This window comes from Solibacillus merdavium (genome assembly GCF_014836935.1).
Taxonomy (GTDB): domain Bacteria; phylum Bacillota; class Bacilli; order Bacillales_A; family Planococcaceae; genus Solibacillus; species Solibacillus ferritrahens.
The window spans coordinates 1-23,509 of record NZ_JACSPW010000026.1 but is presented as its reverse complement, the minus strand read 5'-3'; the positions used below and the strand labels follow the sequence as shown (position 1 = coordinate 23,509).

30 protein-coding genes are annotated in these 23,509 nt (G+C 33.7%); 11 read left to right on the top strand and 19 right to left on the bottom strand.

Features of this window, described 5'->3' with window-relative positions; all coding sequences use genetic code 11:
* Positions 1 to 320: 320 nt before the first annotated feature.
* The 3 genes from H9632_RS17725 to H9632_RS17715 all read right to left on the bottom strand — a co-directional run bounded on the left by H9632_RS17725 (position 321) and on the right by H9632_RS17715 (position 3,680).
* Positions 321 to 725 (bottom strand): hypothetical protein, encoded by a 405-nt coding sequence (locus tag H9632_RS17725; protein ID WP_191705391.1) that lies wholly within the window; start codon positions 723 to 725, stop codon positions 321 to 323.
* Between the two features lie 305 nt (positions 726 to 1,030).
* Entirely contained in the window at positions 1,031 to 1,510 is a 480-nt protein-coding gene (locus H9632_RS17720; RefSeq protein ID WP_191705390.1) for a hypothetical protein, read from the bottom strand.
* A 520-nt stretch (positions 1,511 to 2,030) separates the two neighbouring features.
* Positions 2,031 to 3,680: a catalase gene (locus H9632_RS17715; RefSeq protein ID WP_191705389.1), complete on the bottom strand. Its 1,650-nt coding sequence runs from the start codon at positions 3,678 to 3,680 to the stop codon at positions 2,031 to 2,033.
* Positions 3,681 to 3,922: 242 nt separating this feature from the next.
* Here H9632_RS17715 and H9632_RS17710 point away from each other — a divergent pair, with 242 nt between their 5' ends.
* The 4 genes from H9632_RS17710 to H9632_RS17695 all read left to right on the top strand — a co-directional run bounded on the left by H9632_RS17710 (position 3,923) and on the right by H9632_RS17695 (position 6,666).
* On the top strand, positions 3,923 to 4,381 hold the full coding sequence (locus H9632_RS17710) for a VOC family protein (RefSeq protein ID WP_191705388.1): 459 nt from the start codon (positions 3,923 to 3,925) through the stop codon (positions 4,379 to 4,381).
* A 305-nt stretch (positions 4,382 to 4,686) separates the two neighbouring features.
* Positions 4,687 to 5,118: a hypothetical protein gene (locus tag H9632_RS17705; protein WP_191705387.1), complete on the top strand. Its 432-nt coding sequence runs from the start codon at positions 4,687 to 4,689 to the stop codon at positions 5,116 to 5,118.
* A 387-nt stretch (positions 5,119 to 5,505) separates the two neighbouring features.
* Entirely contained in the window at positions 5,506 to 6,288 is a 783-nt protein-coding gene (locus H9632_RS17700; protein ID WP_191705386.1) for a helix-turn-helix domain-containing protein, read from the top strand.
* A 27-nt stretch (positions 6,289 to 6,315) separates the two neighbouring features.
* Positions 6,316 to 6,666: a small multi-drug export protein gene (locus H9632_RS17695; protein ID WP_225223908.1), complete on the top strand. Its 351-nt coding sequence runs from the start codon at positions 6,316 to 6,318 to the stop codon at positions 6,664 to 6,666.
* A gap of 255 nt (positions 6,667 to 6,921) precedes the next feature.
* On the opposite strand, the gene H9632_RS17690 is transcribed toward H9632_RS17695, so the two are convergent.
* Positions 6,922 to 7,647 (bottom strand): Fic family protein, encoded by a 726-nt coding sequence (locus tag H9632_RS17690; RefSeq protein ID WP_191705385.1) that lies wholly within the window; start codon positions 7,645 to 7,647, stop codon positions 6,922 to 6,924.
* A 377-nt stretch (positions 7,648 to 8,024) separates the two neighbouring features.
* On the opposite strand from H9632_RS17690, the gene H9632_RS17685 reads away from it, so the two are divergent.
* From H9632_RS17685 to H9632_RS17670, 4 genes are all read left to right on the top strand, one after another.
* A complete protein-coding gene (locus H9632_RS17685; protein WP_191705384.1) occupies positions 8,025 to 8,756 on the top strand; it encodes an HAD-IIB family hydrolase in 732 nt (243 codons plus the stop codon).
* Between the two features lie 279 nt (positions 8,757 to 9,035).
* On the top strand, positions 9,036 to 9,560 hold the full coding sequence (locus H9632_RS17680; RefSeq protein WP_191705401.1) for a sigma-70 family RNA polymerase sigma factor: 525 nt from the start codon (positions 9,036 to 9,038) through the stop codon (positions 9,558 to 9,560).
* A complete protein-coding gene (locus H9632_RS17675) occupies positions 9,557 to 10,639 on the top strand; it encodes a DUF4179 domain-containing protein (protein ID WP_191705383.1) in 1,083 nt (360 codons plus the stop codon). The genes H9632_RS17680 and H9632_RS17675 overlap by 4 nt, the downstream gene beginning before the upstream one ends.
* Positions 10,640 to 10,913: 274 nt before the next feature.
* Positions 10,914 to 11,102 carry a hypothetical protein gene (locus tag H9632_RS17670; RefSeq protein WP_191705382.1) on the top strand — a complete coding sequence of 63 codons (189 nt, stop codon included), beginning with the start codon at positions 10,914 to 10,916 and terminating at the stop codon, positions 11,100 to 11,102.
* A 64-nt stretch (positions 11,103 to 11,166) separates the two neighbouring features.
* Here the strand turns inward: H9632_RS17670 and H9632_RS17665 are convergent, their stop codons facing one another.
* The 4 genes from H9632_RS17665 to H9632_RS17650 all read right to left on the bottom strand — a co-directional run bounded on the left by H9632_RS17665 (position 11,167) and on the right by H9632_RS17650 (position 13,747).
* A complete protein-coding gene (locus H9632_RS17665; RefSeq protein WP_191705381.1) occupies positions 11,167 to 11,799 on the bottom strand; it encodes a hypothetical protein in 633 nt (210 codons plus the stop codon).
* A gap of 260 nt (positions 11,800 to 12,059) precedes the next feature.
* Positions 12,060 to 12,635: a hypothetical protein gene (locus tag H9632_RS17660; RefSeq protein ID WP_225223907.1), complete on the bottom strand. Its 576-nt coding sequence runs from the start codon at positions 12,633 to 12,635 to the stop codon at positions 12,060 to 12,062.
* A gap of 481 nt (positions 12,636 to 13,116) precedes the next feature.
* A complete protein-coding gene (locus H9632_RS17655) occupies positions 13,117 to 13,299 on the bottom strand; it encodes a multidrug transporter (RefSeq protein ID WP_191705380.1) in 183 nt (60 codons plus the stop codon).
* An 85-nt stretch (positions 13,300 to 13,384) separates the two neighbouring features.
* On the bottom strand, positions 13,385 to 13,747 hold the full coding sequence (locus H9632_RS17650) for a DUF2294 domain-containing protein (protein WP_191705379.1): 363 nt from the start codon (positions 13,745 to 13,747) through the stop codon (positions 13,385 to 13,387).
* 1,233 nt (positions 13,748 to 14,980) lie between these two features.
* Between H9632_RS17650 and H9632_RS17645 the strand changes: the two genes are divergently transcribed.
* A complete protein-coding gene (locus H9632_RS17645) occupies positions 14,981 to 15,196 on the top strand; it encodes a DUF5316 domain-containing protein (RefSeq protein ID WP_263618338.1) in 216 nt (71 codons plus the stop codon).
* A gap of 335 nt (positions 15,197 to 15,531) precedes the next feature.
* The gene (locus H9632_RS17640; RefSeq protein ID WP_191705378.1) at positions 15,532 to 15,738 is read left to right on the top strand and encodes an ABC transporter; all 207 of its coding nucleotides are present in this window, start codon (positions 15,532 to 15,534) and stop codon (positions 15,736 to 15,738) included.
* A gap of 464 nt (positions 15,739 to 16,202) precedes the next feature.
* On the opposite strand, the gene H9632_RS17635 is transcribed toward H9632_RS17640, so the two are convergent.
* From H9632_RS17635 to H9632_RS17605, 7 genes are all read right to left on the bottom strand, one after another.
* A complete protein-coding gene (locus H9632_RS17635; protein WP_191705377.1) occupies positions 16,203 to 17,114 on the bottom strand; it encodes a hypothetical protein in 912 nt (303 codons plus the stop codon).
* 55 nt (positions 17,115 to 17,169) lie between these two features.
* Positions 17,170 to 17,400 (bottom strand): hypothetical protein, encoded by a 231-nt coding sequence (locus tag H9632_RS17630; RefSeq protein WP_191705376.1) that lies wholly within the window; start codon positions 17,398 to 17,400, stop codon positions 17,170 to 17,172.
* A gap of 110 nt (positions 17,401 to 17,510) precedes the next feature.
* On the bottom strand, positions 17,511 to 17,735 hold the full coding sequence (locus H9632_RS17625; protein WP_191705375.1) for a hypothetical protein: 225 nt from the start codon (positions 17,733 to 17,735) through the stop codon (positions 17,511 to 17,513).
* A 337-nt stretch (positions 17,736 to 18,072) separates the two neighbouring features.
* Positions 18,073 to 18,345, bottom strand: a complete 273-nt coding sequence (locus H9632_RS17620) for a hypothetical protein (protein WP_191705374.1) — start codon at positions 18,343 to 18,345, stop codon at positions 18,073 to 18,075.
* A gap of 70 nt (positions 18,346 to 18,415) precedes the next feature.
* On the bottom strand, positions 18,416 to 18,610 hold the full coding sequence (locus H9632_RS17615) for a hypothetical protein (RefSeq protein WP_191705373.1): 195 nt from the start codon (positions 18,608 to 18,610) through the stop codon (positions 18,416 to 18,418).
* A 308-nt stretch (positions 18,611 to 18,918) separates the two neighbouring features.
* Positions 18,919 to 19,455, bottom strand: a complete 537-nt coding sequence (locus tag H9632_RS17610) for a hypothetical protein (RefSeq protein ID WP_191705372.1) — start codon at positions 19,453 to 19,455, stop codon at positions 18,919 to 18,921.
* A 97-nt stretch (positions 19,456 to 19,552) separates the two neighbouring features.
* Entirely contained in the window at positions 19,553 to 19,840 is a 288-nt protein-coding gene (locus H9632_RS17605) for a hypothetical protein (RefSeq protein WP_191705371.1), read from the bottom strand.
* Positions 19,841 to 20,550: 710 nt separating this feature from the next.
* Between H9632_RS17605 and H9632_RS17600 the strand changes: the two genes are divergently transcribed.
* Positions 20,551 to 20,727, top strand: coding sequence for a hypothetical protein (locus H9632_RS17600; protein ID WP_191705370.1), 177 nt, complete (start codon positions 20,551 to 20,553; stop codon positions 20,725 to 20,727).
* Between the two features lie 106 nt (positions 20,728 to 20,833).
* On the opposite strand, the gene H9632_RS17595 is transcribed toward H9632_RS17600, so the two are convergent.
* The 4 genes from H9632_RS17595 to H9632_RS17580 all read right to left on the bottom strand — a co-directional run bounded on the left by H9632_RS17595 (position 20,834) and on the right by H9632_RS17580 (position 23,199).
* Complete coding sequence (locus tag H9632_RS17595; protein WP_191705369.1) at positions 20,834 to 21,841, bottom strand: LLM class flavin-dependent oxidoreductase; 1,008 nt, start codon at positions 21,839 to 21,841, stop codon at positions 20,834 to 20,836.
* A gap of 6 nt (positions 21,842 to 21,847) precedes the next feature.
* Positions 21,848 to 22,132, bottom strand: a complete 285-nt coding sequence (locus H9632_RS17590; RefSeq protein ID WP_191705368.1) for a DUF3219 family protein — start codon at positions 22,130 to 22,132, stop codon at positions 21,848 to 21,850.
* A gap of 34 nt (positions 22,133 to 22,166) precedes the next feature.
* On the bottom strand, positions 22,167 to 22,322 hold the full coding sequence (locus tag H9632_RS17585) for a hypothetical protein (protein ID WP_191705367.1): 156 nt from the start codon (positions 22,320 to 22,322) through the stop codon (positions 22,167 to 22,169).
* Positions 22,323 to 22,716: 394 nt separating this feature from the next.
* Positions 22,717 to 23,199 carry a hypothetical protein gene (locus H9632_RS17580; RefSeq protein ID WP_191705366.1) on the bottom strand — a complete coding sequence of 161 codons (483 nt, stop codon included), beginning with the start codon at positions 23,197 to 23,199 and terminating at the stop codon, positions 22,717 to 22,719.
* Between the last annotated feature and the right edge of the window lie 310 nt (positions 23,200 to 23,509).

Sequence of the window (23,509 nt, the reverse complement as noted above, 5' to 3'; positions counted from 1 at the left end):
AGCAATCTTCCCCTAAAATTAAATTAAGCACTTTTCTTATTCAAGAAGGTACTGCCCCCAAAGTCCACTAAATCAAAGTTTTTTTTACTCATAGAATCACCCCATATATTCCTCTTTATCACATTCCTAAACGAACTTACCTATTCAATAATACAAGTATATTTACTATAAATATTAACATAAATATCCAATTGTAATTAGAACTATTCCTCTATTAAATGGCCCTATAACGAAAAAAGGGCGATCCTTATTTCGGAATCGCGCCCGATTGTGGAATAAGTATCAGCTTAAGTTAGCTAGTTTAATGAAATCTGAACCTTTTACCAATCTGGTCCATCATCAGAATCACTCACTTTAAGAGTAAAAGCTTTGGGATTTAGATTGTTTTTTTTAACTAATTCATAGAAGATTGATTTTATCTCTTCTTGCTCTAATTCTGTAGCTTCTTTGTTTAATAAGATAATTTTCATCTGAATATCTTCTTTCGAATAAGCAGCAATTAAAAGACGGTATATATAACCTTTTTCCGATAATTCATTATGCACATGATTCACGATTCCATTATCTCCATAGAGGAAATTCTCCATTTCCTCAGAACTTACTGTAGGTGGAACTTCAGATGCTGTTCCTTTTGACGAAGAGTTATTGATAAATAAGAAGGTTCCTACAATTAAAATTACTACGGCTCCGACTAAAGCAATTCTATCCTTTTTCAGTTTATACACTTCCTTTTTTAATCTTAGGATATGACTGAATAAAAGGAAATAAACTTACTTGATCTTTACAAATGAAAATAGACGCACTCCTTGTTAAAGAAAAGCGCCCGATTGTGGAATATCGTTTTTTCGATTAAATATACAGGTTTTTATTCAGCTATCACAATCTGCATAAAAAATTGTATATACAATTCCCAAAAGAAAACCCAAGAAATGTTAGTTTAACAGTATTTCTTGGATTTCGGCTTCTTTCCAAACTTTCATTTGGGAACTTTTTTTTAATATGTATACAATATACTGCTCATTTTAATGACCTACTTAACATTCACTTCAAATTTATATGGCATCCCTAAATAACGGTATTGTATTGTTGCTTTATAAATCGGTTGTTCATTTAAAATAGTTAGACCATAAATTTTGTCGTCTTCTTTTACTTGTTTTTTATCCTGTCTTTCATAAATATCACCAATTATAGTTCCTCTTTCTATCTTTGCGTCCAATAAACTAAAAAAGTCATACGTAGCTGCTTCTGAAGATGAAAAGTCATCTGTTACAATGAAACCTTTGTCAGGATGATTAATTTGCATTTTTACTTCAGAGGGAGTCTCTCCATTATTAACATATACTTTAGTTATTTGAATATCATTAAACCCTTTATTCCCTAGTCCTATAACAACTGATGTATACTCACTATTGCCAGCAATAGTACCATATTCTAAAGGTGGATTTATCCGTATCCAGAATATAATGCCTGTAAATATTACAAGAATTAATCCCACTATAATCTTTTTCATTTTTATCCTCACCTCCCTGAATATTATTTCGCTATATATATTCGGAATACCTTTAAAACATTCATAAAGCGTTGTTTGGTAACATTACACATAAAACTGTTATTCAACAATATGGCCCGATTGTGGAATAACGATCAGCTTCTATTAGTTGGTTTTGTGGAAAGTCAGTGTAATTCCTTTTTAGCAGTTTGTTTATATCCTAACGCTGCTCGAGCTCAAAAGCAGACATGCTGAGCATGCCTGCTTTTTAATCTGGTTTTATTCACTCATATATCCGGTCCCAATGGGCCCTCTAGCCTTTTCATAATACGTTGAACTTTTTTATGATTAATTGAGTATCTCAACGCTCTTCCACTGCCAATCGCAATAAAATCAAAAGACCTAAGCCTGGTGGAATACCAAACATAAGTCTTTTAATTTCGCCAATTACCTAAATTTAACTTTGGGTCAAATCAAAGGTAAATTTTTAACTCTAACTTTTAGAGTTTGTAGCATCTATCCAGTTGTTCTTTTTTAATCGTTAATATGGGTCTGCTTCATGGCTTTTCTTCACTGCATCTTTTGTTGCTTCATTCGCAGCGGTAGTACCCTGTCCATATTTAGAAATACCTGACTCTCGGCCTGGTAGCTTACCTTCCTGAGCCATCTTTTCAATTTCTTTCATTTTCTTTTCAGTCTCTTCTTTAACACGGCGGCCGTAATCTTCATCAGCCTGTGTAAAGTGGTTAAACATCGCTTCCTGAATGCGCTGGTCACAGATTGCCAGAGCATCCGATAAGTTATTAATGAGCTCATCACGTTCCCAGTCTTCAAAACTGCGGTATGTTTCACCTGCTTGACCATAGTTATTCGGGCGATCAATAGGTTCACTCATTAATGCCGCATTATAAGACGGCTGATGTGGTGGATATTTTTTATCCCCTGCATCACGGTAGCCACCAATCATTGACGGCTCATAATTAATATGTGGGTTTTCACCGGATTCTTTAGGATCACGCGTATCCATCTGACCACGCTGCTGATTTGTACGAACCGGTACCTTTGGTGAGTTGACTGGCAATTTTAAGTAGTTTGAGCCTACACGGTAACGCTGTGTATCTGAGTAAGAGAATGTACGCCCCTGTAGCATTTTATCGTCCGAAAAATCCATACCGTCTACTAGAACACCAGTGCCGAATGCAGCCTGCTCGATTTCTGCATGAAAATCTTCAGGGTTGCGGTTAAGCACCATACGACCTACAGGCAACCAAGGGAACTTATCTTCTGGCCAAAGTTTTGTGTCATCTAGTGGATCGAAATCCAGTTCTGGATGATAGTCATCCTCCATAATCTGAACAAACAGCTCCCACTCTGGATACTCTCCACGTTCAATTGCTTCATATAAGTCCTGTGTAGCATGTCCTACGTTTGTAGCCTGAATGGAGTTTGCATCTTCTTGTGTCAAATTGCGGATGCCCTGTTTTGGTTCCCAGTGATATTTTACAAGTACAGCTTTACCTTCTTCATTAACCCATTTATATGTGTTAACACCTGAACCCTGCATATGGCGGTATGTCGCTGGAATACCCCAAGGTGAAAATAGGAATGTAATCATATGCGTCGCTTCCGGTGTACGTGAAACAAAGTCAAACATACGCTGAGGATTCGGTACGTTGGAAGCCGGATCTGCTTTAAAAGCATGAATCATATCAGGGAACTTCATAGCATCACGAATAAAGAAAATCTTTAAATTGTTACCTACAAGATCCCAGTTGCCATCTTCCGTATACATTTTCACTGCAAAGCCGCGCGGGTCTCGTGCAGTCTCAGGTGAATCCTTTGCACCTGCCACTGTGGAAAAACGTACCATAAGTGGCGTTTGTTTACCGGCACCAGAAAAGACTTTTGCACGGGTATATTTTTCTACAGGCTCATCTCCAACTTTGCCGTAAGTTTCAAAATAACCGAAAGCACCTGAACCACGTGCATGTACTACACGTTCAGGCACCTCTTCACGGTCAAAATGTGAAATTTTTTCAATGAAGTGATAATTTTCTAAAGTCGCTGGTCCACGGTTACCCACTGTACGGATATTTTGGTTGTCCCTTACAGGGTGTCCTTGACGAGTAGTTAGAATTTCACGTTCCCCATCCTCTTTTTTTGTAACATTTTTGTCTTTGTTCTCTGCCACAATAAAACCTCCTCTGAAATACATTACTTATAAACAATGATAAAAAAACTTTACATCATTATGCTTTATACCCAAATTTATCAGTCTATATTCTAAAAAAGGGAAATACATAAATACAAAAGCAAAAAAATAAAGAACAGGGGGAAAATGATTAAGTAAGTTTAGACCTTTGAACGAGGGAAATATTTCCTTAATTTGATATAAAATATAAATATAATAATCTTAATAAGAGAGGTATTACTTTGATAAAAGGTTTATATGAAGCTCATTTACCAGTAAGTCACTTAGAAAACTCAATTTCATTTTATCGAAATTTGGGACTAGAGCTAGCCTATCAGCAAGATAAATTAGCTTTTTTCTGGATTGTAAAAGAAGAAAGTTGGCTTGGGTTATGGGTAAGCGATAAAGTTGAACTTCCTTATCACCCTTCCATCCGTCATATCGCATTTCGAGTTGAGAAAGAAGATATCATTTTGGCTAAGAACTGGTTGAATGAAAAAGGAATCGGGATTCGTACTTCATTTGGTTTTGATGAATATCACCAACCACTTATATTACCTAACAATCCTCACGCCCACGCTGCAATCTATTTTGATGATCCAGATGGTAACTCCATTGAATTGATTACGCCCATTCGATTAGATTTTCCAGAGGATTTTAAGATGATGACATTAGAAGAGTGGTTGAAAAGAGAAGAATGACAACAAAAATTCTTTTTATATAAGTCTTTACCTTATAACTGCAAAGATTTATAAAGGATACAAAATTAAATTAATAACGTTTCAAAATCAAAGTTTTGGCTATAAGAAAAATCGGTAAACATTGGTGTAGCAGCGTTTACCGATTTTTTATTGGAACATAGTTTATAAGAGATTTTTTTTTTTGAATATCCCTTATATGTGCAAAAGCATAATGGTGTTTTTTGACCACTCTTCGAAATCTTACTTTCAGTTACCTGTCAGATGGTAAGCGACATAGGTATAGTCATATTACTCGATTAATAAAATTGAAACAGGAAGAAAAACGAGGTGATTTTATTATTGAAAAACTAAGGAAAATTAGTATGAGAACTGCTTTATTTATGGGAATTATTTTTTACTCTTTGACTATCTTAATCCACTTTCTTATTATAAACGAAATAGTACCATTCACATGGGTTAATGGTGGAAGGTCTGAATCATTAGCAGAACAGCTACCAATATCTTTTATAAATATCGGTATTGCTATTATTGGAGGAGTTTTTACGTTGATTGTTGGTAGATTTAAACTAGATAAATACAAAAGAGGAATAACCGTTATATGTTGGTTTTTTGTTGTACTTTGGTCTTTTGGATTTATTCAACAATTGTTTGGAACACCTTTTGAAAAAATGGTTTGTTCTGTAGTGTTGCTTATCGGAGTTATCTCGAACTTGCGTATGGCGATTGAAAAAAACTAAAAGGAGCACCAATATTCCTGTAACTGTAATAACGAGTTTTTGCCAACCTTTTATTTGCGTATTCATCATTTCACCTCAAATTAAAATTTAATCAGTTTTCTCCACAAGCTCCATATATCCTTCACAATCCCGCTTTAAATCATAACATAAATTTCCAATTTAACTTAAAGTTACTCCTCAATATGCCCTATAATGAAAAATAACAGGCTCCTTAATTTAATTTTTTATCGTAAATTACTTTCTAAATTTTTTTGCGGGAAAAGGCTTTAAAAGCCCGTTATAACAACAACGCAACCTCAAGTTGACAATTTGCATTCACCACGTGATAGAAAAAGGGTCCCTGTTTTTATACATTATAACTAACAAAATATAAGGGAGTTGAAATAAATGGGATTTGGAGAAAAACTACTTAAGCTAAGAAAAGAAAAAGGATTTTCTCAAGAAACTTTAGCTGAAAAACTAAACACTTCAAGACAGGCAATTAGCAAATGGGAAAACGGTCAAGGATTTCCTGAAACAGAAAAGCTCTTAATGATAGGAAATATCTTCGAGGTATCGATTGATTACTTATTAAAAGATTCTGTTGAAAACAATGAAGGAAATGAAGAAGGTTATTATGTAAGCAAAGAGATGGCAGAAGGTTTTTTGTTAAGCACACAAAAAACTGCTAAACATATCGCGTTGGGATTTGGACTTTTTGCATTGGCATTTGAACCGTACTTAATTATGGGGACAAATTCAATGCTAGGGGTTCTCTTGATTATTGTCATTGCGACTTTAGGAATCATTTCTTTTGCGACACTAGGTTTTGATCAGGGGCAATATTCCATTCTCAAAAAAGAAGTTTTATTGTTTGATTCCAATTATTTCAAAGAGCTAACAGGAAGATACGAAGGCTTTAAAAGAAAATATTCAGGAGTAATGGTGATTGGTGCTTGTTTACTTGCGGTGGGATTCTTAGCTTTCGCCTTAGAGAACAAATTAGAGATGGGCATTTTGGTTCCTTATTATCCGATCTTTGTCTTTTTAATCGCTGTTGGTCTTTATATATCGGTACGTGGTCTTACCATTCTTTCCGCATATCAATTATTGGTTAATAACGATGAGCATACTGGCCGGTTTGGTTTTAAATTAAAACAGAAGGCAAAGAAGAAATTCGAGGACTTTTAAGGAGAAATTGAGTAAGGGGGATTATAAATGATTTGGACATATTTTATTATTTTTATATTAGCTGCAATTCCTTTTTTTGAAGTGACAATGATCGTACCCATTGCCATTATCGGGGGTATGCCGGCAATCCCAGTCATTCTTATTGCCATTTTAGGGAATTTATTAACGGTTGCTTTATTTATTATATTTGTAGACTCGATCCGTAATTGGCGTAAAAAGAGAAAAACAAATGTAGAAACAAATGATTCTAAACGTCATCAACGTGCGAAGAAAATTCGCGATAAATATGGTTTACCAGGTTTAGCGTTTATCGGTCCGTTTTTTATAGGTACTCATTTAACAGCATTACTAGCTGTCACTTTTGGTGGACACGCCTAAAAACTTTAGTATTAATGACAGCAAGCATCGCATTTTGGGCAGTTTCACTTGGCGGTGCCGCGTATTTAGGCTTTGATTTTCTAGTGACGGATGAAGATGATGGGTTTATTACAAGACTTTTAAATCAATAGAGGAAATGTTCTAGCACTAACGGGCGTACTTGTGGAAGAAAATAGTAACCTATAACATAAAAAACACAGATTAATTTTTCTGTGTTTTTAATGTTACGGTTCTCCATAATATGAGCATGCGGTTTTATATTGCACTTAAATATAAATCTAATGAGGCTTCTACTTCTTTTGCAACAAGCTCAACAAAATCATCATAGTTCGTCGTTGTATGCGCTTTATCTAAAGCATTATAGTATGCTAATCGGTTTTCTACTCGGATGATAATTGGTGGATAACCAGACTTCATTAACTCTAAATTCAATAAAAGTCGTGAAGTACGACCGTTCCCATCAATAAATGGATGAATGCCAACAAAGATTGCATGTAACATTGCACTACGTACAATTGGATGTAAATTTTGTGCTTCACTTTTATACCATGACATTAACGCATCCATTTCTTCTTGAATTTTAAATGGTGGCGTGGGTGTATGCACTGCACCTGAAATAAATACTTGCTGATCTCGGTAAACACCTGCATAGCTATCATCGATCCTTTTTAAAACAAGACGATGTAAGTTTTTAATTTGCCATTCCGAAAAAGGTTCTTCTTTATGCACAACATCCTCAACGTACGAAATCGCATCTCGGTGGTTAATCACTTCTAAATGCTCTCGCATCGTTTTGCCGCCAACTGTAATACCTTCTAACACAACTTTTGTTTCGTTAATTGTTAGTGTATTACCTTCTATGGCATTTGAGTTGTATGTCCATTCAAGAAAAAGCTTTTCACGTAAACTTTGCACTGTATATTTCGGTAGCGGTCTTTTTTCATCCAACATCTGTTTCTTTAAATCAATTTGTTCGAACATATTTTCAACTCCTTATGTAACTTTACATCAGTGACTTGGATATTAAAAAATACAGATTTTAATTTCTCCGATTAATAAGTATGAATAGTTCACTATCTATTTTAATATTCCAAATGTTTTATAAAAATAAGTACAAAATGAAGAAAGAAGTATACTTATTTTATACACCTAGCGATTCAAATATCGGATGCTTTAATTGTATAATACCTAAGATGATAATCATCGTATGAATAATTTATACTTGCTTATGATCTCATGCCCACATTTCTATATTTCATATATAATGCGCGCAAATTTTTTTAAATCCATTACCTGAAGACACCTGTCCTTTCAGCAGCCATTTCTTCTTATTATACTATTTACAGGAGGCGATTCGAATGAACTTTGTTTTTGATATTGATGGTACACTTTGCTTTGATGGAAAAACGATTCATCCATCGATAATAGATGCTTTAACCAAATTATCCGATGCTGGCCATGAAGTTATTTTTGCATCTGCACGACCGATTCGGGATTTAGTTTCCGTTATTCCAGCCCAATTTATCAAGGGGAAATTAGTTGGTGGTAACGGTTGTTACACTTCCGTAAACGGTCAAGTTAGCTCTACTTTCTTTGATTCTATTTTAAGAGAGCAGCTACATGAAATAATCCATACATATCAACTTACTTATTTAGCGGATGGCGAATGGGATTATGCATTCACTGGCAGCTTTGAACATCCTATTTATAAAAATATTAACCAAACTTCCGCTAAAAATTTAGCTATTACAGAGCTTGAGAAAATCTGCAAATTAGTCATCTTTAATCCTGCACAACAAGTAATCACTCAGCTTGAACAATTACCTGTTTCAATCACAACTTATAAAAAAGAAAATGCGATTGATATCAGTCCATTAGGTATTAATAAAGTAGTCAGTCTTGAAAAATTAAACATCCATGATTTTATTGCTTTTGGAAACGATAGCAACGACCAATGTTTATTCGAAAAAGCAGCCTATAGTGTATGTGTAGGTGATAATGAAGTGCAGCAATATGCTTCCAAAAAAATCTCAATAGAAGATGTTGCTGAAACAATTTTGCAACCAATAAATCTTCCCGTTAGCATCTAATAAAAGAGCTTAGAGAACATATATAATTCGTGTTCTTTAAGCTTTTTCCCTCTTCCTTTGTAAGGATTACATCTTTTATAAAAACGCCTTCATTTATTTCATATTGAAAAGAGTCAATATTCTCTCCATAAACATTGAGTATAATATCTGTAAAAATTACTAATTTTGCAAATTTTGATTTTTTATTTCGTCTTATTATATGTAAAAGCTTTTACAATAAAATAGGAGGGTTTAATTTTGAATAAATCAAATGAACATAATTTTGTTGAACGCCTCCAAATGGAAAAAGAAGATGCACTTGAATATATCGTCCATCAATATTTGCCACTCATTAAAGGCATCTCATTAAAAATTCTTAGTCCACTTCAAAATGACGGGCTAATCGATGAATGCGTCAATGATACATTTCTATCCATTTGGAACCATGCTAGTAAATTCAAAGGAGACACGACCAACTTTAAATATTGGATTGCTTCGATTGCTAAATTTAAAGCGATTGATTATTATCGCAAAACAGTTAAAAACACTGTAGTACCAACTGAGGATATTGAGCTTGTTCAAAGTGACGTCGTCGCAGAGCAAATAATTTCTTCTGAAAATAAAAGAGAAATACTCGCTTATATTCACACATTAGATCCACTTGACCAAAAAATAATTATAATGCGCCTTTTCCTTGGTATGAAATCAGATGAAATTTCTGAGAAACTTGGAATCTCTAAGTCAGCTATCGACAGTCGCTTATCCCGAGGGAAGAAAAAGCTAAAACATTATGCAATTAATCTGATTGGAGGAAATTTCAATTGAAGGATATTTATGAGCTGTTAAATGATATTAACGTAGATCTATCTGATGACGATTTTGCCCCTGTCTCTGAATTCGAAAAGAAAAAGGTAACAAAAGCTTTAAAAAGTAAAATAATAAAAAAGAAAAGAAAAAGAAATTTAGTCGCATCTATTATTGCATTAGTCATCCTAACAGGTTCCATTGCAGGTCTCTCTACCACAACTTATGCAAAAGACATTCCTTTACTAGGAAGCATTTTCAAATTATTTACTTCTAATAGCAGCTATGTAGCTTATGAACAAAACGCTAAAAAGCTTCACCTCGTTGAAGAAAGCAATGGCATAAAGCTTAGTATTATAGATGGAGTTTTCGATGGAAAAACGCTATTCCTTACGTACACAATCGAAACAGACATTGATTTAGGTGAAAAGCCAGCTATCAATAGTTTACCGATATATGGCGATACAGGACTAGTAAGTAGTGAACAGCTAGTAAAAACCGATGAAGGAAAATATATTAGTCTCATGACAATTGATCACTATGCAGGTCATCCGCTAACTGATATCGACGTGAAATGGGATATTACGAGTATTGCAACAGGTATTAATCATTCAGGTACCGTTTATGAAGGCAACTGGAATTTCGACTTCCAACTATCTGCAGTCGATACTAACTCGATTGTAGTAAATGAAACATTACAGGAAGATGGGCTTACATTTACAGCACAAAACCTAACTGTCACTCCAATGTCGTTCATTCTATCATATGAAACAAACGTTACAGCCGATCTGTCTAATCAATGGGACAATATTTTTGTATCTGTAGAAATAGAGGATGATTTAGGAAATAAATATACTTCCTTAAATGGCTTAAATCATGGATCGCGAACAGATTTCACGGAAAACTGGCTTGCCACTTACGATCAATTGGATGCTCGTGCGAAGGCCATTTATTTAACGCCAATTGTTACGCTCACTGAAAATGATATAATTGATGTAGATAAAGACGGAAATTTAGTCAAAGCGAACTATCGTTCAATCAACAGCGATAGCCCTTCTAAGCAAGTTCGGTTAGACCCTATTAAAGTTCAAATTCAATAAATTAAATTTAAGCTGATAAAAAATACGAAGGAATCTAAATTGATTCCTTCGTGTTTTTAGTAAGAAGAACATATTTTATAAAAAATAAATACATAAAAGGACAGGAACAGGAAGTAGTAGATTGGAAAAGAAGCTATTTCGTTCTCCGAAAACAGCAACTTTTTACCCATCATTTGAGTAATATAAACTTAATTTTTGAAAATGATACATAAATTTAATATAAAAGTTACTTTTTATCATTTATACTAAAAATATATTATGAGAGGTGAATTTAATGATTATTAAAGATACAAGATCATCCCATTTAGATGAACACCTAAAGAATAATTCTGAAACTAGCAGTAATGAAGATAAAGAAATGCTTGAAAACATCAAGGTTACAATAGAGAAGAATAAAGAAATAATAGAGCAAAACCGGAAAATTCTTGAATCAAAGAAACAAAAAGAAGCCACTGAAGAATGATCTCAGTGGTTTTTTGTTTTATCTTATTGCACTTAGATATAACTTTAATGACCCTTTTACTTCTTTAATTCAAGGCTTCTAACTCTACCCTTACAATCGTATGACATTTCTCAGCAGGATAACAGCCCATTGCAGGCAATAAATAGATTTCACGGTGAGGACCTTTTACGCGGTAGCCTTGTTTTTCTATATTCTCTTTTAGCACTGCTAGCGTTTCCACTGTATTTTTATAATCACCTACATGTAACCTTTGAGCACATAATATTGGGGTACTTTTCACAAATGTAAGTGTAGGTAAATCACTTACACGTAAATTTTTAATTACTCGATTCAGTGCCCACTCATAAATGTCATCCGTCACACAATCCGCGACGACCATCATTTGATCGACTAGCCATTTGTTCTCTTTTTCTTCATGCCAGATGATTTCGGGCGGCATTAATTTAAATTTATAATCTAACTGATTTTTAGTAAATTGCTTTATTTGATTCACAACTTTCCAAGCCAACCACTTTTCATCTATCGGTTCAGGTCGTCCGTCCCAGTTCATATTATATGAAGTTGTCATTTGCTGCGAGACATACTTAAGTTCTGGCAACTGCTGAATAATAGTTTTATCCGGTTTGATTTGGTATATATCTTTATAAATTTTTCGATGATCATGCGTTTTAAGTATTGGTGCTTCTTTTTTTATCAAAACCATTCCCCCCTCATTTTGGGATAGAACATTGCCCATGTCCTTCTTTATAAATATTCCAGTTTAATTTAAATCATCCTCTTTATAAATTATGAACAATGCTCCATTACTCTATATCCCCAACAAATATTTTAGACCCATGTTTTAGAGTAAAAAATAAGTTCTTTGAAATCTTACTCAAGAAATTGGATATTTAGCTGAATAAGGCGCAATTCCTTTTTAAGAAAAGCATCAGATTGTTGAATAACTATAATGCGATTTCAATTAATAACACTAAATCCTACCTGTGCTTCTAATTGGTATTTTTCCTTTGATTCAGTCCCCTCTGAAACTCTAATATCAAAATCAGCAATACCGTTTACGACATAATGTCCAGCAGGGAATTCTTTATTCATAATTTGTTTCATGAAATCTTGATATTCATTTTGGTCTTCGGAACTATATCCTCCACTACCAACATATTCTCCTCGAAGTGGTTCTCCCTTAACTAATGTCTTACTTAATAATGGCATATCCATTGCGTATTCAATTTCATAATTTCTTGTAGTCTCAACCATTGGAAAAGAAAATGGCGAAGCAGCATGGAAAATTTCAATTTCTCCTTTATCACCTGTATATTCTAGTTCTGCATATATTTTTATCGGCTCATTTTCACTATACTCCGCTTTCTCGGTTACAAGTCGATAGGTAAAATCCCCCTCTGTGACTTCGGCCTGTGTTTCCAGCTTATCCGTGTAGGACACCTCATTATCAAGCTTCTTGTCATTACTTTGTTGGCAACCAAATAAAATAATTGATATAAATACGAAAGATAAAATTACTGTTATTTTTCTCATTAGTCACACCTCCTCTTATCATTAGACGGGGGTTCATAGCTTTCGTTTCAAAATCACCAATAATCTATCAGATAAGGCATATATTATTTTCATTTTTTTAAAGGACTAATATCCCTTACTTAAGAACATACTATTATAGTAATTTGAAAGGGGGTGGAAACTATAAAAACAAATATTTTGTTATTGTTAGGGGTACTTACGGGATTATTGGTTTCGTTTATTTTAAGATCGTTCGGAATTAGTCTACATTATGACTTATTCCTTCATAATGTATTTGGTGATTTTAAAATTCTAGGTTTATTATTTTCATTATTGCTTATTACAATTCTATTATTCTTTGTCTATAAAGCCAAAAACGCTCTTTCAAAAGTGTAATACTGAAAGTTTGAAGGCAATAGAAAAACCGGTAAACGTTGGTGTATGTAACAGCGTTTACCGGTTTATTATTGGAACATTATTTTTAAGGAAGAAAGAAAACTTATTATGTTGTTTTTTTCAAGTCGTCAGCAAATTTAGAGGAGATATAATTCAATACTTCCGTAATTTCACGATTTTCCTCTATTATTTCCTTATTTTTAGCGATCGTTTCCTTTATATTTTGATGGATTTCATTGTCGTAAAGTTTTGTATCTAAGTGAGGTACTGATGTCTTATTCTTTTCCATATCAATTTAAACCTCCTTTTTCCGCTATTATAATGTGGGATATCTTTTCTTTTCCTGGAAGACTATTAATTCACTACTACGTTACTCATAATTTACTTTGTAAATCCTCTGAAAGCTTAAAAACCATAATGCGTTCCCCAGTGATTGTACTCAAATCACTATAAAAACTAACGACTTCTATACCTGTTATGGTAAGTATTGCTTCTTTTATTTCTTCTACACCAGATTCCACTAGGCTATTTCGCATTTTTTTGACTGATAATAGGCCCTCTTTATTTTGGCATACTGCATATTCGGCAGGTGTTAAGACCCCTCCTAACACCACAACTACCATATCTCGCAAGATATCTGATTTAACCGATACGGAACCGCGCCCTAGATAACTTTTCTCCCAATTAGTTAACACTTTACTGATTTCGGCTTCAAGAGCACCTTTTGTTTTATCCATCGTGACTTCCACCCCTCCACTTCACAATTAATTGTTATACATTTATTTTATAGTCAATGGTACCTCTAGCTTCTCCCATATGCATATATAAATATTTTTTCTCTGTACCTTTTCTAAAAAACGAAAAACCGACAATCCAAAAATAATGGTTTCAACTATCAAACCATTTACTTTTAAAATTGTCGGTTTACTTTTAACTAACCTAATTTAGGTTTTTTAAAATGTCTACCTATTATTTAAAATTATTTTTCTAATTCCTTTTTGGATGGATAATCAATTTTCAAAATATTGACTACCAAACTAAGGATAAACGCAATTTATAATATATTAATCCTGAGTTAATTCTCTGTCAAGGTCAAAGATAATAAAATTTATATTGGATATTTAGCTTCAGCATCTTATGTTCGGCATGTCCGATTTTTAAAAATTAGACATTTAAAACGATATCTTTGGTGAAGTTAAATGTTTTGGAGAAGTAACGAAACAGAATAACGGTTCATCACCATAAGTTGGGGATGACAAAATTGAAAAAATAAGATTCGCTACGGGAAAACGCGTTGAAGCAAGTGTTTTTGAAGCTCGGCGTCTGTTGTACTACATTCCGGGGCAGGCATTTCGGGCGGTGTGGCTACAAAGCCTTTGTAGATTGAATTGTTAATGAAATAAATAGCGGAAGGAATTTCCGTTATTTCGAAAATGACATAAAAAATAGTCAAAATAAGGGGAGAAATTTCCGTTATTGACCTAAAAAACATGAAATTTCAGGATTTTATTTGAAATAACGGTAAAACGTTCCCTTATTTACCCCAAAATGAGCTGCATCCTTCAAATAACGGTAAAATCTTCCCTTATTTTAGGCGGGCACTGAAAAATTTAAAATAAGGCACTTTCTATCTACTAAGGCGTTTTGCCCACTCGAAGTTGGACGGACGCGGACGCTTCAAGATCAAATTTTTCGGATTGATGGGCCTCGCAAACGGCAATAAAGGCAGTGATAAAGACACGTCACGCGGCTTTAGCGGGGTCCTGCCGTAGCTCACTAATCAATCAAGTGAAATTTTATTAGAAAATCAACCCCATGTTATAGTGATGAAACAGAATAACTAAATTATTATAAATTTTTCCATAAATAGCCGTAGTAACTCTTAGGGGGGATAAAATGAAATATTTATTACTTGGTATGCTTCTGGCTCTTGTAGGTGTGTTAGCATCTATTGTTATATGGGATATGAAATGGTTACTACTATTACAGGTGGAATTGGCTTGTTTTTTATTGTGATCTCATTCATTATTTCGGGTGCATTTGTAAGTGGCGATCGAATGCGGGCTAACTTAGCTGCTGAATCAATCGAAGGTAGAAATCAAAGAAATGGTACTGTTTTACATTCGGTATTGATTGCCATTCCAAATTTTGCGGTAGCGATTTTGTTTTACTTTTTATTGAACTAAAGGGTGATATGTTTAACATTTCAAACTTACAATTGAGGATTTTTCGGCGCATTTCTAATGGATGTTTTTGTTAAAATTCGCCATTAAATGTGTGCCATTAAAACCGATTGAATCCTAAGTATACTAAATTCCCATAAAAGTTGTGGGCAGCGAATCGTTCTTCTCTATTCTCGCTGTTTCCTAATGTTTTTTCTATGATCTACTAGTGCTAAAACTCGCTCATCAAATTCACCTTTGACTGTAATAAGCCTTAAGTCTTAATCTAGATAACCTAATCATATTGCCTGCATCTGCTTACTATAATAATAAACAATCTTTGAAAAGGAGGTGTTTCTATGAGTGGTACTTCTGGAATTTTCCTTGGATTTCTCACAGGTGTGATATGGCTGCTGCTAGCATTATTAGGGTTCATTTCAGAGTTCTTTGGATTAATCGGTCTAGGAGGAGTTCTTGGTAATATTTTAAATATTCTTGTTGCGTTAATTGGCTTCCTTGCTTTTGTTTACTTTGGTTTACGCCTATTCAAGAAAGCATGGCACTAGTGCAAGTAAGTATAATGGGCTTAAAGGAAATTTTACATTCCAAACAAGACAAAAAGCCTTTATGTTAAAAATCATGTTTTGGGGAACAAAGTCCACTTATAAATGAAGAGAAACTGCTTGTTTCCAAACACTATTTAGCTGCGTATGTTGCATCGGCACATATCGGGGTGATATAAAGATGGCTAGAAACGAGAAGAAAAGAATTCCCTCAAGAAATAGCTCGACTTCTAGCCAACATAACAGTTAATGGTTCTTTTAATGCAGCCGGGTTAAAAAATAAGCGTAAGTATTAGTAAAAGTGCATGCTGAGTTTATTGTAAATGAAGAATTACGCATATTCTTCCTGCTGTATTTTCTCAACTTTTATTTTTAAAATGGATAGCGTTAAAAGCGTTAATATACCTACTATAAGATAACTAATGGTTACAATAAGGGGTAATCCTAATGGATGAAATAACACCGGATTACAATTCATACATATACAGCTCATTTCCGTCCAAAAACAGCAACTTATTCTCCCGGTTATTCACTAATTGCGGTTCGAGAGGCTTACCATTTGGTTTCATCAGTTGAAGTTTATGGACCGTCTTATATTCATTGCCTTCACGTTGTAACTCAAAAAATGCATGTTCCCCTCTCCCTTGGTACGCAACGATTGTCTCCTCTTTTAACGCAAATGCCGTAAAAGACATATCTTCAGTTGAATAATACTTTGTGAGCCCTTCTTTTCGTACACCAATCATCGATTCCAGGCTAAAGAAAAACCAAATACCTTCATCAGCTACATCATTCAACGCCAAACACTCAAAAATATAATATTCCGTATCCTCTTCAAGCGAATCCTTCTTATCCCCCGACGCGTCCCAGCCAACTAGCCCGCTGCTGCCAATTGGTTCCTTCCAACCGTAATTGCCGTGAACGCCTTCAGAAAAGTATCCTGTCCAAATCTCTTGATTCTTTGTTACGTATACATGCTCAATACCATCCCCTAAACAAAAGGATCGGATGAAACAACCATTTTCATCATAGACTCGTGCGTTTTCTTCAATATTTTGAGCATCATGGTAATACGACCGCGCACCTACAAGTAGAATGTGTCCGTTATCAATCGGCTGTATGTAATGATAATTCCATGTCTCTTCCGGCAAATCTAGCACTTTCTTTCGTCCATCTTTTAGATGAATGACTTGATATTTATAGCTTTTTTCCGTAACAGTTGCAGGGAAGGAACCACCAATTAGTGGAATTTGCTCTTCCCTCAGTAGAACAAATACATCGTTTTCATGTCCAAGTGCAATTGAAAGAGGCGTCATTTTTTTCAGCTCTTCTTTCAGATTAGCAATTGGATTCATCGGTATTTTGAGTATTGATTTCATTTTCTTTCACCAACCTTTTCTCTATAAAGAATTTCTGTATCTTAACGGCCATTAATTATTGCTTTTTACTTTTAAACTCTTCATATTCTCCCCAGGCTATATAAGCAATACCAATTATTAAAGCAATGATGCTAAGTATATTTAAAGTGTTTCCTACAAGCAATAACGCTACACTCCAATTTATAGCCTTTAAACCCGAACCAAAAATAGCTGCGCTTATGTAATTTGCTGAAAATAAAAATGCAGCTATCGCTATAAAAGCAACCCCAGTTCCACGTTTATTCATATACTCCACTGAAAAATAAAATATAAAAAAGATAACAGGTTCGGTTGACGGGTTAAATAATACACTTCGGCTTAACACTGAATAGTAGAGAATATCTTAATTAAATATAATTAGAAACTAAAAAGAGCCATCACGATAATTATCAATGATACGGGCATAAAAAACATTCCCCAACTATTTTTACCTTTTGTTTTAAATTCATCTATTCCAATAATTGCAAAGAAAATACCAAGTAGTAAAGATGATATTGGACCATACGAAAAATCTTTTGTAATTAAGCCATATACTGATATTCCCATTACAACTAAAGCAAGGATTATTTTAATAATTTTCAACTCAATTCCCCCTTAAATTGTTTGAGCACATTATTTCACATTCTATAAATTTATTTTAGCATAAATTTTCCATATCCCTTCGTTTGATATTATGCGAACATTTAGCAACAGTTTTGACATCGATTTTAGCAAGACCACATAAATTTATGCGGTGTTGAACAAAAAAGAAGTGCGAATTAGTTTACTAATTGCACTTCCAAAACCATTGTTATTTGCGATTTTCTCCACTTGTTCCGAACCCGTTATTAAATTTTCGGTGTTTTTGCTTTTCTTATTCAAGAATTGCACCCGTTTACGGAAGAACGTTCCAAGCCCCTGATAATTATAATTTCCCCTATTAGGTGTTTAGAGACTTTTTTGTAAATAAACCAATAATGATGATGATGATACCGTTAACAGCAAATAAAAAACTATATAATACCATCATCATTCCCGTTCCAAATCCCCCTGGATCAAAGGGGCTTAAACTTATACCTGTAAGAAAAAAGACCAAGGGGGTTAAAAGTAAGACAATTATTCCTGCCCAAATTCTTTTCTTTTTATTTTTTCCTGATATTTTGAAAGCAATGAGGTTCGTTAGACATAAAGCAATTACAATTATTAAAACCAATATTACCTCTATTTAGAACACTCCCTTTTACCCTAATATTAGCATGGGGAATTCCACAAACCTATATATCTTATTCAATAAATCCGAATTCACTAAGTATTTCACCTAATTGTATACAATCTCTTTTATCTTCTTCTATTAATTCGCTATAACTATCTAATGTTGCTAATTCAGGCTGATGGTATTTTCTCCAATTGGCAACCAAATTGTTTAGAATTTTCATATCACTTCCTGAAAGTGTATTTAATACTTTACCGACATTCATACTAAACGTAGTTCATTTGATAAAATCCCCAAGTTACACTAATAAGTCATGAATTGTTAAACTCTTCTGCTACGGATTGTATTTATAAACTATTCTTTTTAGTTCTATTACCAATAGTAATTAGTCCAAATAAAACTAAACCCGCACCTAAAAAGGTCAATAAAGTGTTCCAGCCAGATGGAATATCTTCGAACGTAATACTTGCTAGTCCTATACCTATTATTAAAAGTATCCAAGCCAAAAATAGTTTCACATAACTCCCCTTTTCTAACATCATCTTCCAATTAAAACCCTCGTGTTCTCGAAGATTAATATTCTTTTAAATCCGTTGTGAGCAATTTCATTTCATAGTCCATACTTGTCATCGTTTTAAGAGTACCATTTTCTCCGTTAACAAATGGGAAAGCTGTTTTGTGAATAGCGTAATGCTTTAACTTTAAATAGGCGACCACTGGAAAATCTGCTTCAACCCATATTGCTCGATAACCTACTATACCGAATTTTTGAATTAAACGTTCCAAACTTTCTACAACTGAATAAATAAATTCATCATAATTGCACGCAAATGCTGATGTAGTTTCTGGAGCACCTTTTTCAGTGTCGTCTACATACTGGTTGACTTTAAAGTGTAGGTTTTCTCCGTTACTTTTTATATCAAACGCTTTGATGTGCCACTCTGTTAATCCTGGTTCTTGATACCAACTAAAATTCGTTTCATCGACATAGTATTCTGGATTCATATCAGAATTCAGCGACAGTAAAGCATTTAGCAAATCGTTTAAAGCATCAGAAAGATAACTCGCTCTAAAAGTTAACGATTCATTTGCTGTCTGTAGTTCGCACATTGCCCAACCTACGCCTATAATTTTATAACTAAATTTCAGCTTACTCACCTTTTCGTTTTAAATTGTTATTTATATTGCCAATTTAACTACCTCTTTTTTATAATTCTTTCACATTATTTTTAATGAGATTTTGCACAAAGAAAAACAACTCTGAATCTTTTTTTAGAATATATTGGTCCATAGGTTTACGATTTTCGCTGATTCCAATGATATTTCTTTTGTAATCAAAATTTATGCTATAGGTTGTTTCGGTCTCTTTTCCATTAATAAATATATACGAATCGGAATTAAATGCCTGTATGTTAGGTATTAATTTCTTCCTTACCTCTTGGCTATCTAATATTGCTCTAAGTTGTTCGAGTTCTTTTGAATTAAGTTCATACAAATTCAATCCTCTTGGGTATGAAATTCGAGCGCTTTCAATATTTGCTATATCAAATTCAGATACCTCATTAAAAAGTAGTAACCGTTTACTGTAAAAGAATATTAGCAAAATCGTAATAAGTACCGCCAACAGAAACCATATTTTTTTGTTTCGAATAGTAACCTCCACTTTTTTGTAAAATTTACCTTTTTAATAATTATATCAAAATTTTGGTCGTTGATTTAAATAAACCTCACAGCTTTTATTCCTAATTTTCGAATACCGTTATCTCTTTAGCATTTAATGTTAGCCCTTCAAGATCGGCTCTTTCTAATATTGGCTCTTCAAAATATACTGACACCACATTATTTTGATTTAAGTCATCAACTATAATTATTGGAAATGTATGTTAAAATTAGTTTCGTCAATTGATGGGAAAAGGTAGGTGTTATTTTGCATATAAAGAAGTATTTAATCCTTGTAATACCATGCATAATAATAGGCTTATTTTTAATAAATTATCTTCCATCAAATCAGCGTTCAAATATATTAATAATTCCTTTTATTTTTTGGATAATTTATTATGCATGGATATATATTGAAAAAAGATTGGTAAACAAAAAACGATTCAAATAGCGCGTTCTGATACGCTTTGGGAATGTTTAAAGGAAATAGTAAGTAACATAACGAAGTAATAGCTAATGTAAAAAATTGGTTTAGGATGTGTAATTATGAAAATAATTAATTCAATTATAGGACTCTTGATAATTACATGGGGCTCTTTACTTCTTAGTATTACAGTACATGATGAAGCTTATAAAACGCTTATGTATAAAGTAAATGGTACATTATTTATGACTTTAGGTATTCTCTATTTAAGAAAATTTGCAAAATGGGGAAAACAGTAGTTGTTTGTTCATTTTAAAAAAGTAGGTAATCTTAGATGGCCCTATAGTTAAAAAAGACGCAATTCTTCTTCAAGAATGCGCCTGATTGTGGAGGATTGTTATTCCATTAATGTCCTTCTGAAAATACTTCTTTTGCAATTAGTTCGTAGGATCGGATTCGATCTTCCGGTGAGTATGTGATGGTATTAATCATCATTTCATCCGCTTCGTATGTTTTCTTTAAATCAAATAATTTCTGTTTCACTTCATGAGGATTGCCAATAATGATGTTCTGTTTCACTTTTTCCAACGTTTCTAAATCTTTTTCAGTTAGCTTATATTGCTGAGCTTCTTTTATAGAGGGCACTCCTTGATGCGTCTCCCCTTTTTCTATTTGTAAAGACCAGATGAGATAGCTTGCTGCAACTTCCTCAGCTTTTTCCGTTGTTTCTCCACAAATAACGTTAACAGTAACGATGACTTGCGGTGTTTGCCCTTCTTTTCTTGGTTTGAAGGTATCAATATATTCCCTAATGATAGCAGCTCCATCATGATCGCTCATAAAATAACCGAAAGTATATGGCAAACCATGTTCCGCTGCTAGTAAAGCACTTTTTTTCCCCGTTCCAAGGAGCCAAGGTTCTGGCGGATTTTCAGGTATGGGAGACGCCGATAACTTTGAATATTCGGTATCCGTTGGAAAATCATCGTTTAAAAAATGAAGTAAGTCTCTCACTAAGACAGGAAAGTTCCCCACATTTTTGATAAAGTTCTCAGACAAAGCAATCATCGCTTCAGAAGATCCACCTGGTGCTCGTCCAATTCCTAAATCAATACGATTTGGAAATAGTGTCGCTAGCATATTAAAGGTCTCTGCCACTTTATATGGTCGATAATGAGGCAATAAAACCGCGCCAGACCCTAGACGAATTCGATTCGTGTGAGCGCCAATGTAACCTAACATTACTTCAGGTGCAGGACATGCCAGGCCAGATAAATCATGATGTTCGGCAATCCAGTATCTTGTATACCCAAGTGACTCCCCAACCTGTGCTAATTTCATTGACCAATTTAATGCATCTTGAGGAGTTTGATTAGAAGAGATTGGGGATTGATCCAATATGCTTAATCTCATTAAATTTCAGTCCTTTTCTTCCACTAAAGTCAATTTATACTCTCCTACCTGATCTTTTTCATACAAATTTGTAATAGAAGTGGAGTAGTTATAAATTGTTCCTCTAAACATTAATTCCTTCTCTGGAATCTTAACGTCAAATGTTCCGTTGTAAAGTAAAGTCGCAATGTCATGGTATTCTTCGCTTGTCACGTTAAAAATAACAGAGACTTTATAGAGCCCATTTACTTTTTCTTCTTCATAACTACACAATTGAATTGTTCTGTCGTTTAAAATTATTTTACTGACCATAAAAGCACTTCCTTTTAAATCGTTGTTGTTATGTCTATTCTTTACAAAAATCCACAAACTTTTTTGCCTGTATTAAGGACAAGCCTGTTTGTTCCCTCACAAACTTCACCGCTTTCACTTCACCGACTGACTCTATTTTCTCTTTTACTAAGGAAATCAGTTCCTCAGAATAAATTTTAGTATAATCCATTTTTTCGCCCCCCTATGTTATGAAAGTATAGCATTCCCAAATCGAATTAGTCCTTTAATGAAAACAGGCGCTGATTCTTATTACAGAATCGCGCCTGTTGACTGAAGAAATGAGATGATTGGCTGCTTGATCAACAGAGCATACTTGGAACCCAAAAATAAGGGGAGAATTTTCCCTTATTTGAAGAATTGTCTTCATTTTAATAAAAATAACGGTAAGATTTCCTCTTATTTATATAAAAATCGTTAGTTTTCATATTTTTTTAGTCAATAACGGTAATTTCTCCCTTTATTTTTATGAATCTTTACATTATTTTCTTAATAAGCGGAATTTCTACCGCTATTTTGACCGCTTTACTCCATTATCGTTCTAGATTCGATTGATAAGAAAGTCATTAAAAGGCATCTTCTAAAATTTCAAATAAGTCACTGTCATTAGAAATTTTATAATACAAATGATCGCTATCATTATCATATTCATTGGTGAAAACTAATATTTTTTGAGTTGAATCGAGATTTAACTCGTAAAGTTTATTTAATGTAATATAAACAATATAATCGTATTCTTTAAGGGATGTATCTGTTCTTGGTATTCTTTCAAAGCTAGAATTTTCTATCGCTTTTATAACTGCTAATTTCTCCTCATCTGACAGCTGAAGTTCTTTTAGATATTCTTTGTTCGCATCTTTAAAGTTCATATAATATCCGTTTACATCTGCATTTTTTGAACTGAAATCTACATCATTAAAAACTTCTTCGCTGGTTAATATTTTGCTCTTAAAAGGAAAGACAGCTACTACAATTACTAATAGAGCTACGATAAATAATATGCCTATACTATAGACTATTGTTTTTTTATTTTTGATTTTATTATTCATTAGCACACCTCATTTAATATTATTTATATATTCAAATAATAACTTATTTTCCTTATTCTAACAAAATATTCCCTCAATTGCCGTTCCTTCTAACCAGGTTCCTTTAAAGAACAACGTTTGAGGAAACGGACCATTATACAATCATGAAACAGTTTTCCGACAAGCGCGACCGTTTGTTGCATCAACTTTTGCAAGAGGAATAGCTATCAAAAGAACCCCATCAAAGCCTTTCGTGAACTGAACCCCGAATAGTGGACACTTTAAAAAAAGTGGACCTATTCGGGGTTTTTCTATTTTCTTCACCGAAAAA

Excerpts from the sequence above, each read along its gene's own strand:
- H9632_RS17720 (WP_191705390.1), bottom strand. The coding sequence starts at position 1,510 with ATGAAAAAGATTATAGTGGGATTAATTCTTGTAATATTTACAGGCATT.
- H9632_RS17700 (WP_191705386.1), top strand. The coding sequence starts at position 5,506 with ATGGGATTTGGAGAAAAACTACTTAAGCTAAGAAAAGAAAAAGGATTT.
- H9632_RS17695 (WP_225223908.1), top strand. The coding sequence starts at position 6,316 with ATGATTTGGACATATTTTATTATTTTTATATTAGCTGCAATTCCTTTT.
- H9632_RS17690 (WP_191705385.1), bottom strand. The coding sequence starts at position 7,647 with ATGTTCGAACAAATTGATTTAAAGAAACAGATGTTGGATGAAAAAAGA.
- H9632_RS17685 (WP_191705384.1), top strand. The coding sequence starts at position 8,025 with ATGAACTTTGTTTTTGATATTGATGGTACACTTTGCTTTGATGGAAAA.
- H9632_RS17680 (WP_191705401.1), top strand. The coding sequence starts at position 9,036 with ATGGAAAAAGAAGATGCACTTGAATATATCGTCCATCAATATTTGCCA.
- H9632_RS17670 (WP_191705382.1), top strand. The coding sequence starts at position 10,914 with ATGATTATTAAAGATACAAGATCATCCCATTTAGATGAACACCTAAAG.
- H9632_RS17660 (WP_225223907.1), bottom strand. The coding sequence starts at position 12,635 with ATGAGAAAAATAACAGTAATTTTATCTTTCGTATTTATATCAATTATT.
- H9632_RS17655 (WP_191705380.1), bottom strand. The coding sequence starts at position 13,299 with ATGGAAAAGAATAAGACATCAGTACCTCACTTAGATACAAAACTTTAC.
- H9632_RS17650 (WP_191705379.1), bottom strand. The coding sequence starts at position 13,747 with ATGGATAAAACAAAAGGTGCTCTTGAAGCCGAAATCAGTAAAGTGTTA.
- H9632_RS17645 (WP_263618338.1), top strand. The coding sequence starts at position 14,981 with ATGGTTACTACTATTACAGGTGGAATTGGCTTGTTTTTTATTGTGATC.
- H9632_RS17640 (WP_191705378.1), top strand. The coding sequence starts at position 15,532 with ATGAGTGGTACTTCTGGAATTTTCCTTGGATTTCTCACAGGTGTGATA.
- H9632_RS17635 (WP_191705377.1), bottom strand. The coding sequence starts at position 17,114 with ATGAAATCAATACTCAAAATACCGATGAATCCAATTGCTAATCTGAAA.
- H9632_RS17630 (WP_191705376.1), bottom strand. The coding sequence starts at position 17,400 with ATGAATAAACGTGGAACTGGGGTTGCTTTTATAGCGATAGCTGCATTT.
- H9632_RS17615 (WP_191705373.1), bottom strand. The coding sequence starts at position 18,610 with ATGAATGTCGGTAAAGTATTAAATACACTTTCAGGAAGTGATATGAAA.
- H9632_RS17610 (WP_191705372.1), bottom strand. The coding sequence starts at position 19,455 with ATGTGCGAACTACAGACAGCAAATGAATCGTTAACTTTTAGAGCGAGT.
- H9632_RS17600 (WP_191705370.1), top strand. The coding sequence starts at position 20,551 with ATGAAAATAATTAATTCAATTATAGGACTCTTGATAATTACATGGGGC.
- H9632_RS17595 (WP_191705369.1), bottom strand. The coding sequence starts at position 21,841 with ATGAGATTAAGCATATTGGATCAATCCCCAATCTCTTCTAATCAAACT.
- H9632_RS17590 (WP_191705368.1), bottom strand. The coding sequence starts at position 22,132 with ATGGTCAGTAAAATAATTTTAAACGACAGAACAATTCAATTGTGTAGT.
- H9632_RS17585 (WP_191705367.1), bottom strand. The coding sequence starts at position 22,322 with ATGGATTATACTAAAATTTATTCTGAGGAACTGATTTCCTTAGTAAAA.
- H9632_RS17580 (WP_191705366.1), bottom strand. The coding sequence starts at position 23,199 with ATGAATAATAAAATCAAAAATAAAAAAACAATAGTCTATAGTATAGGC.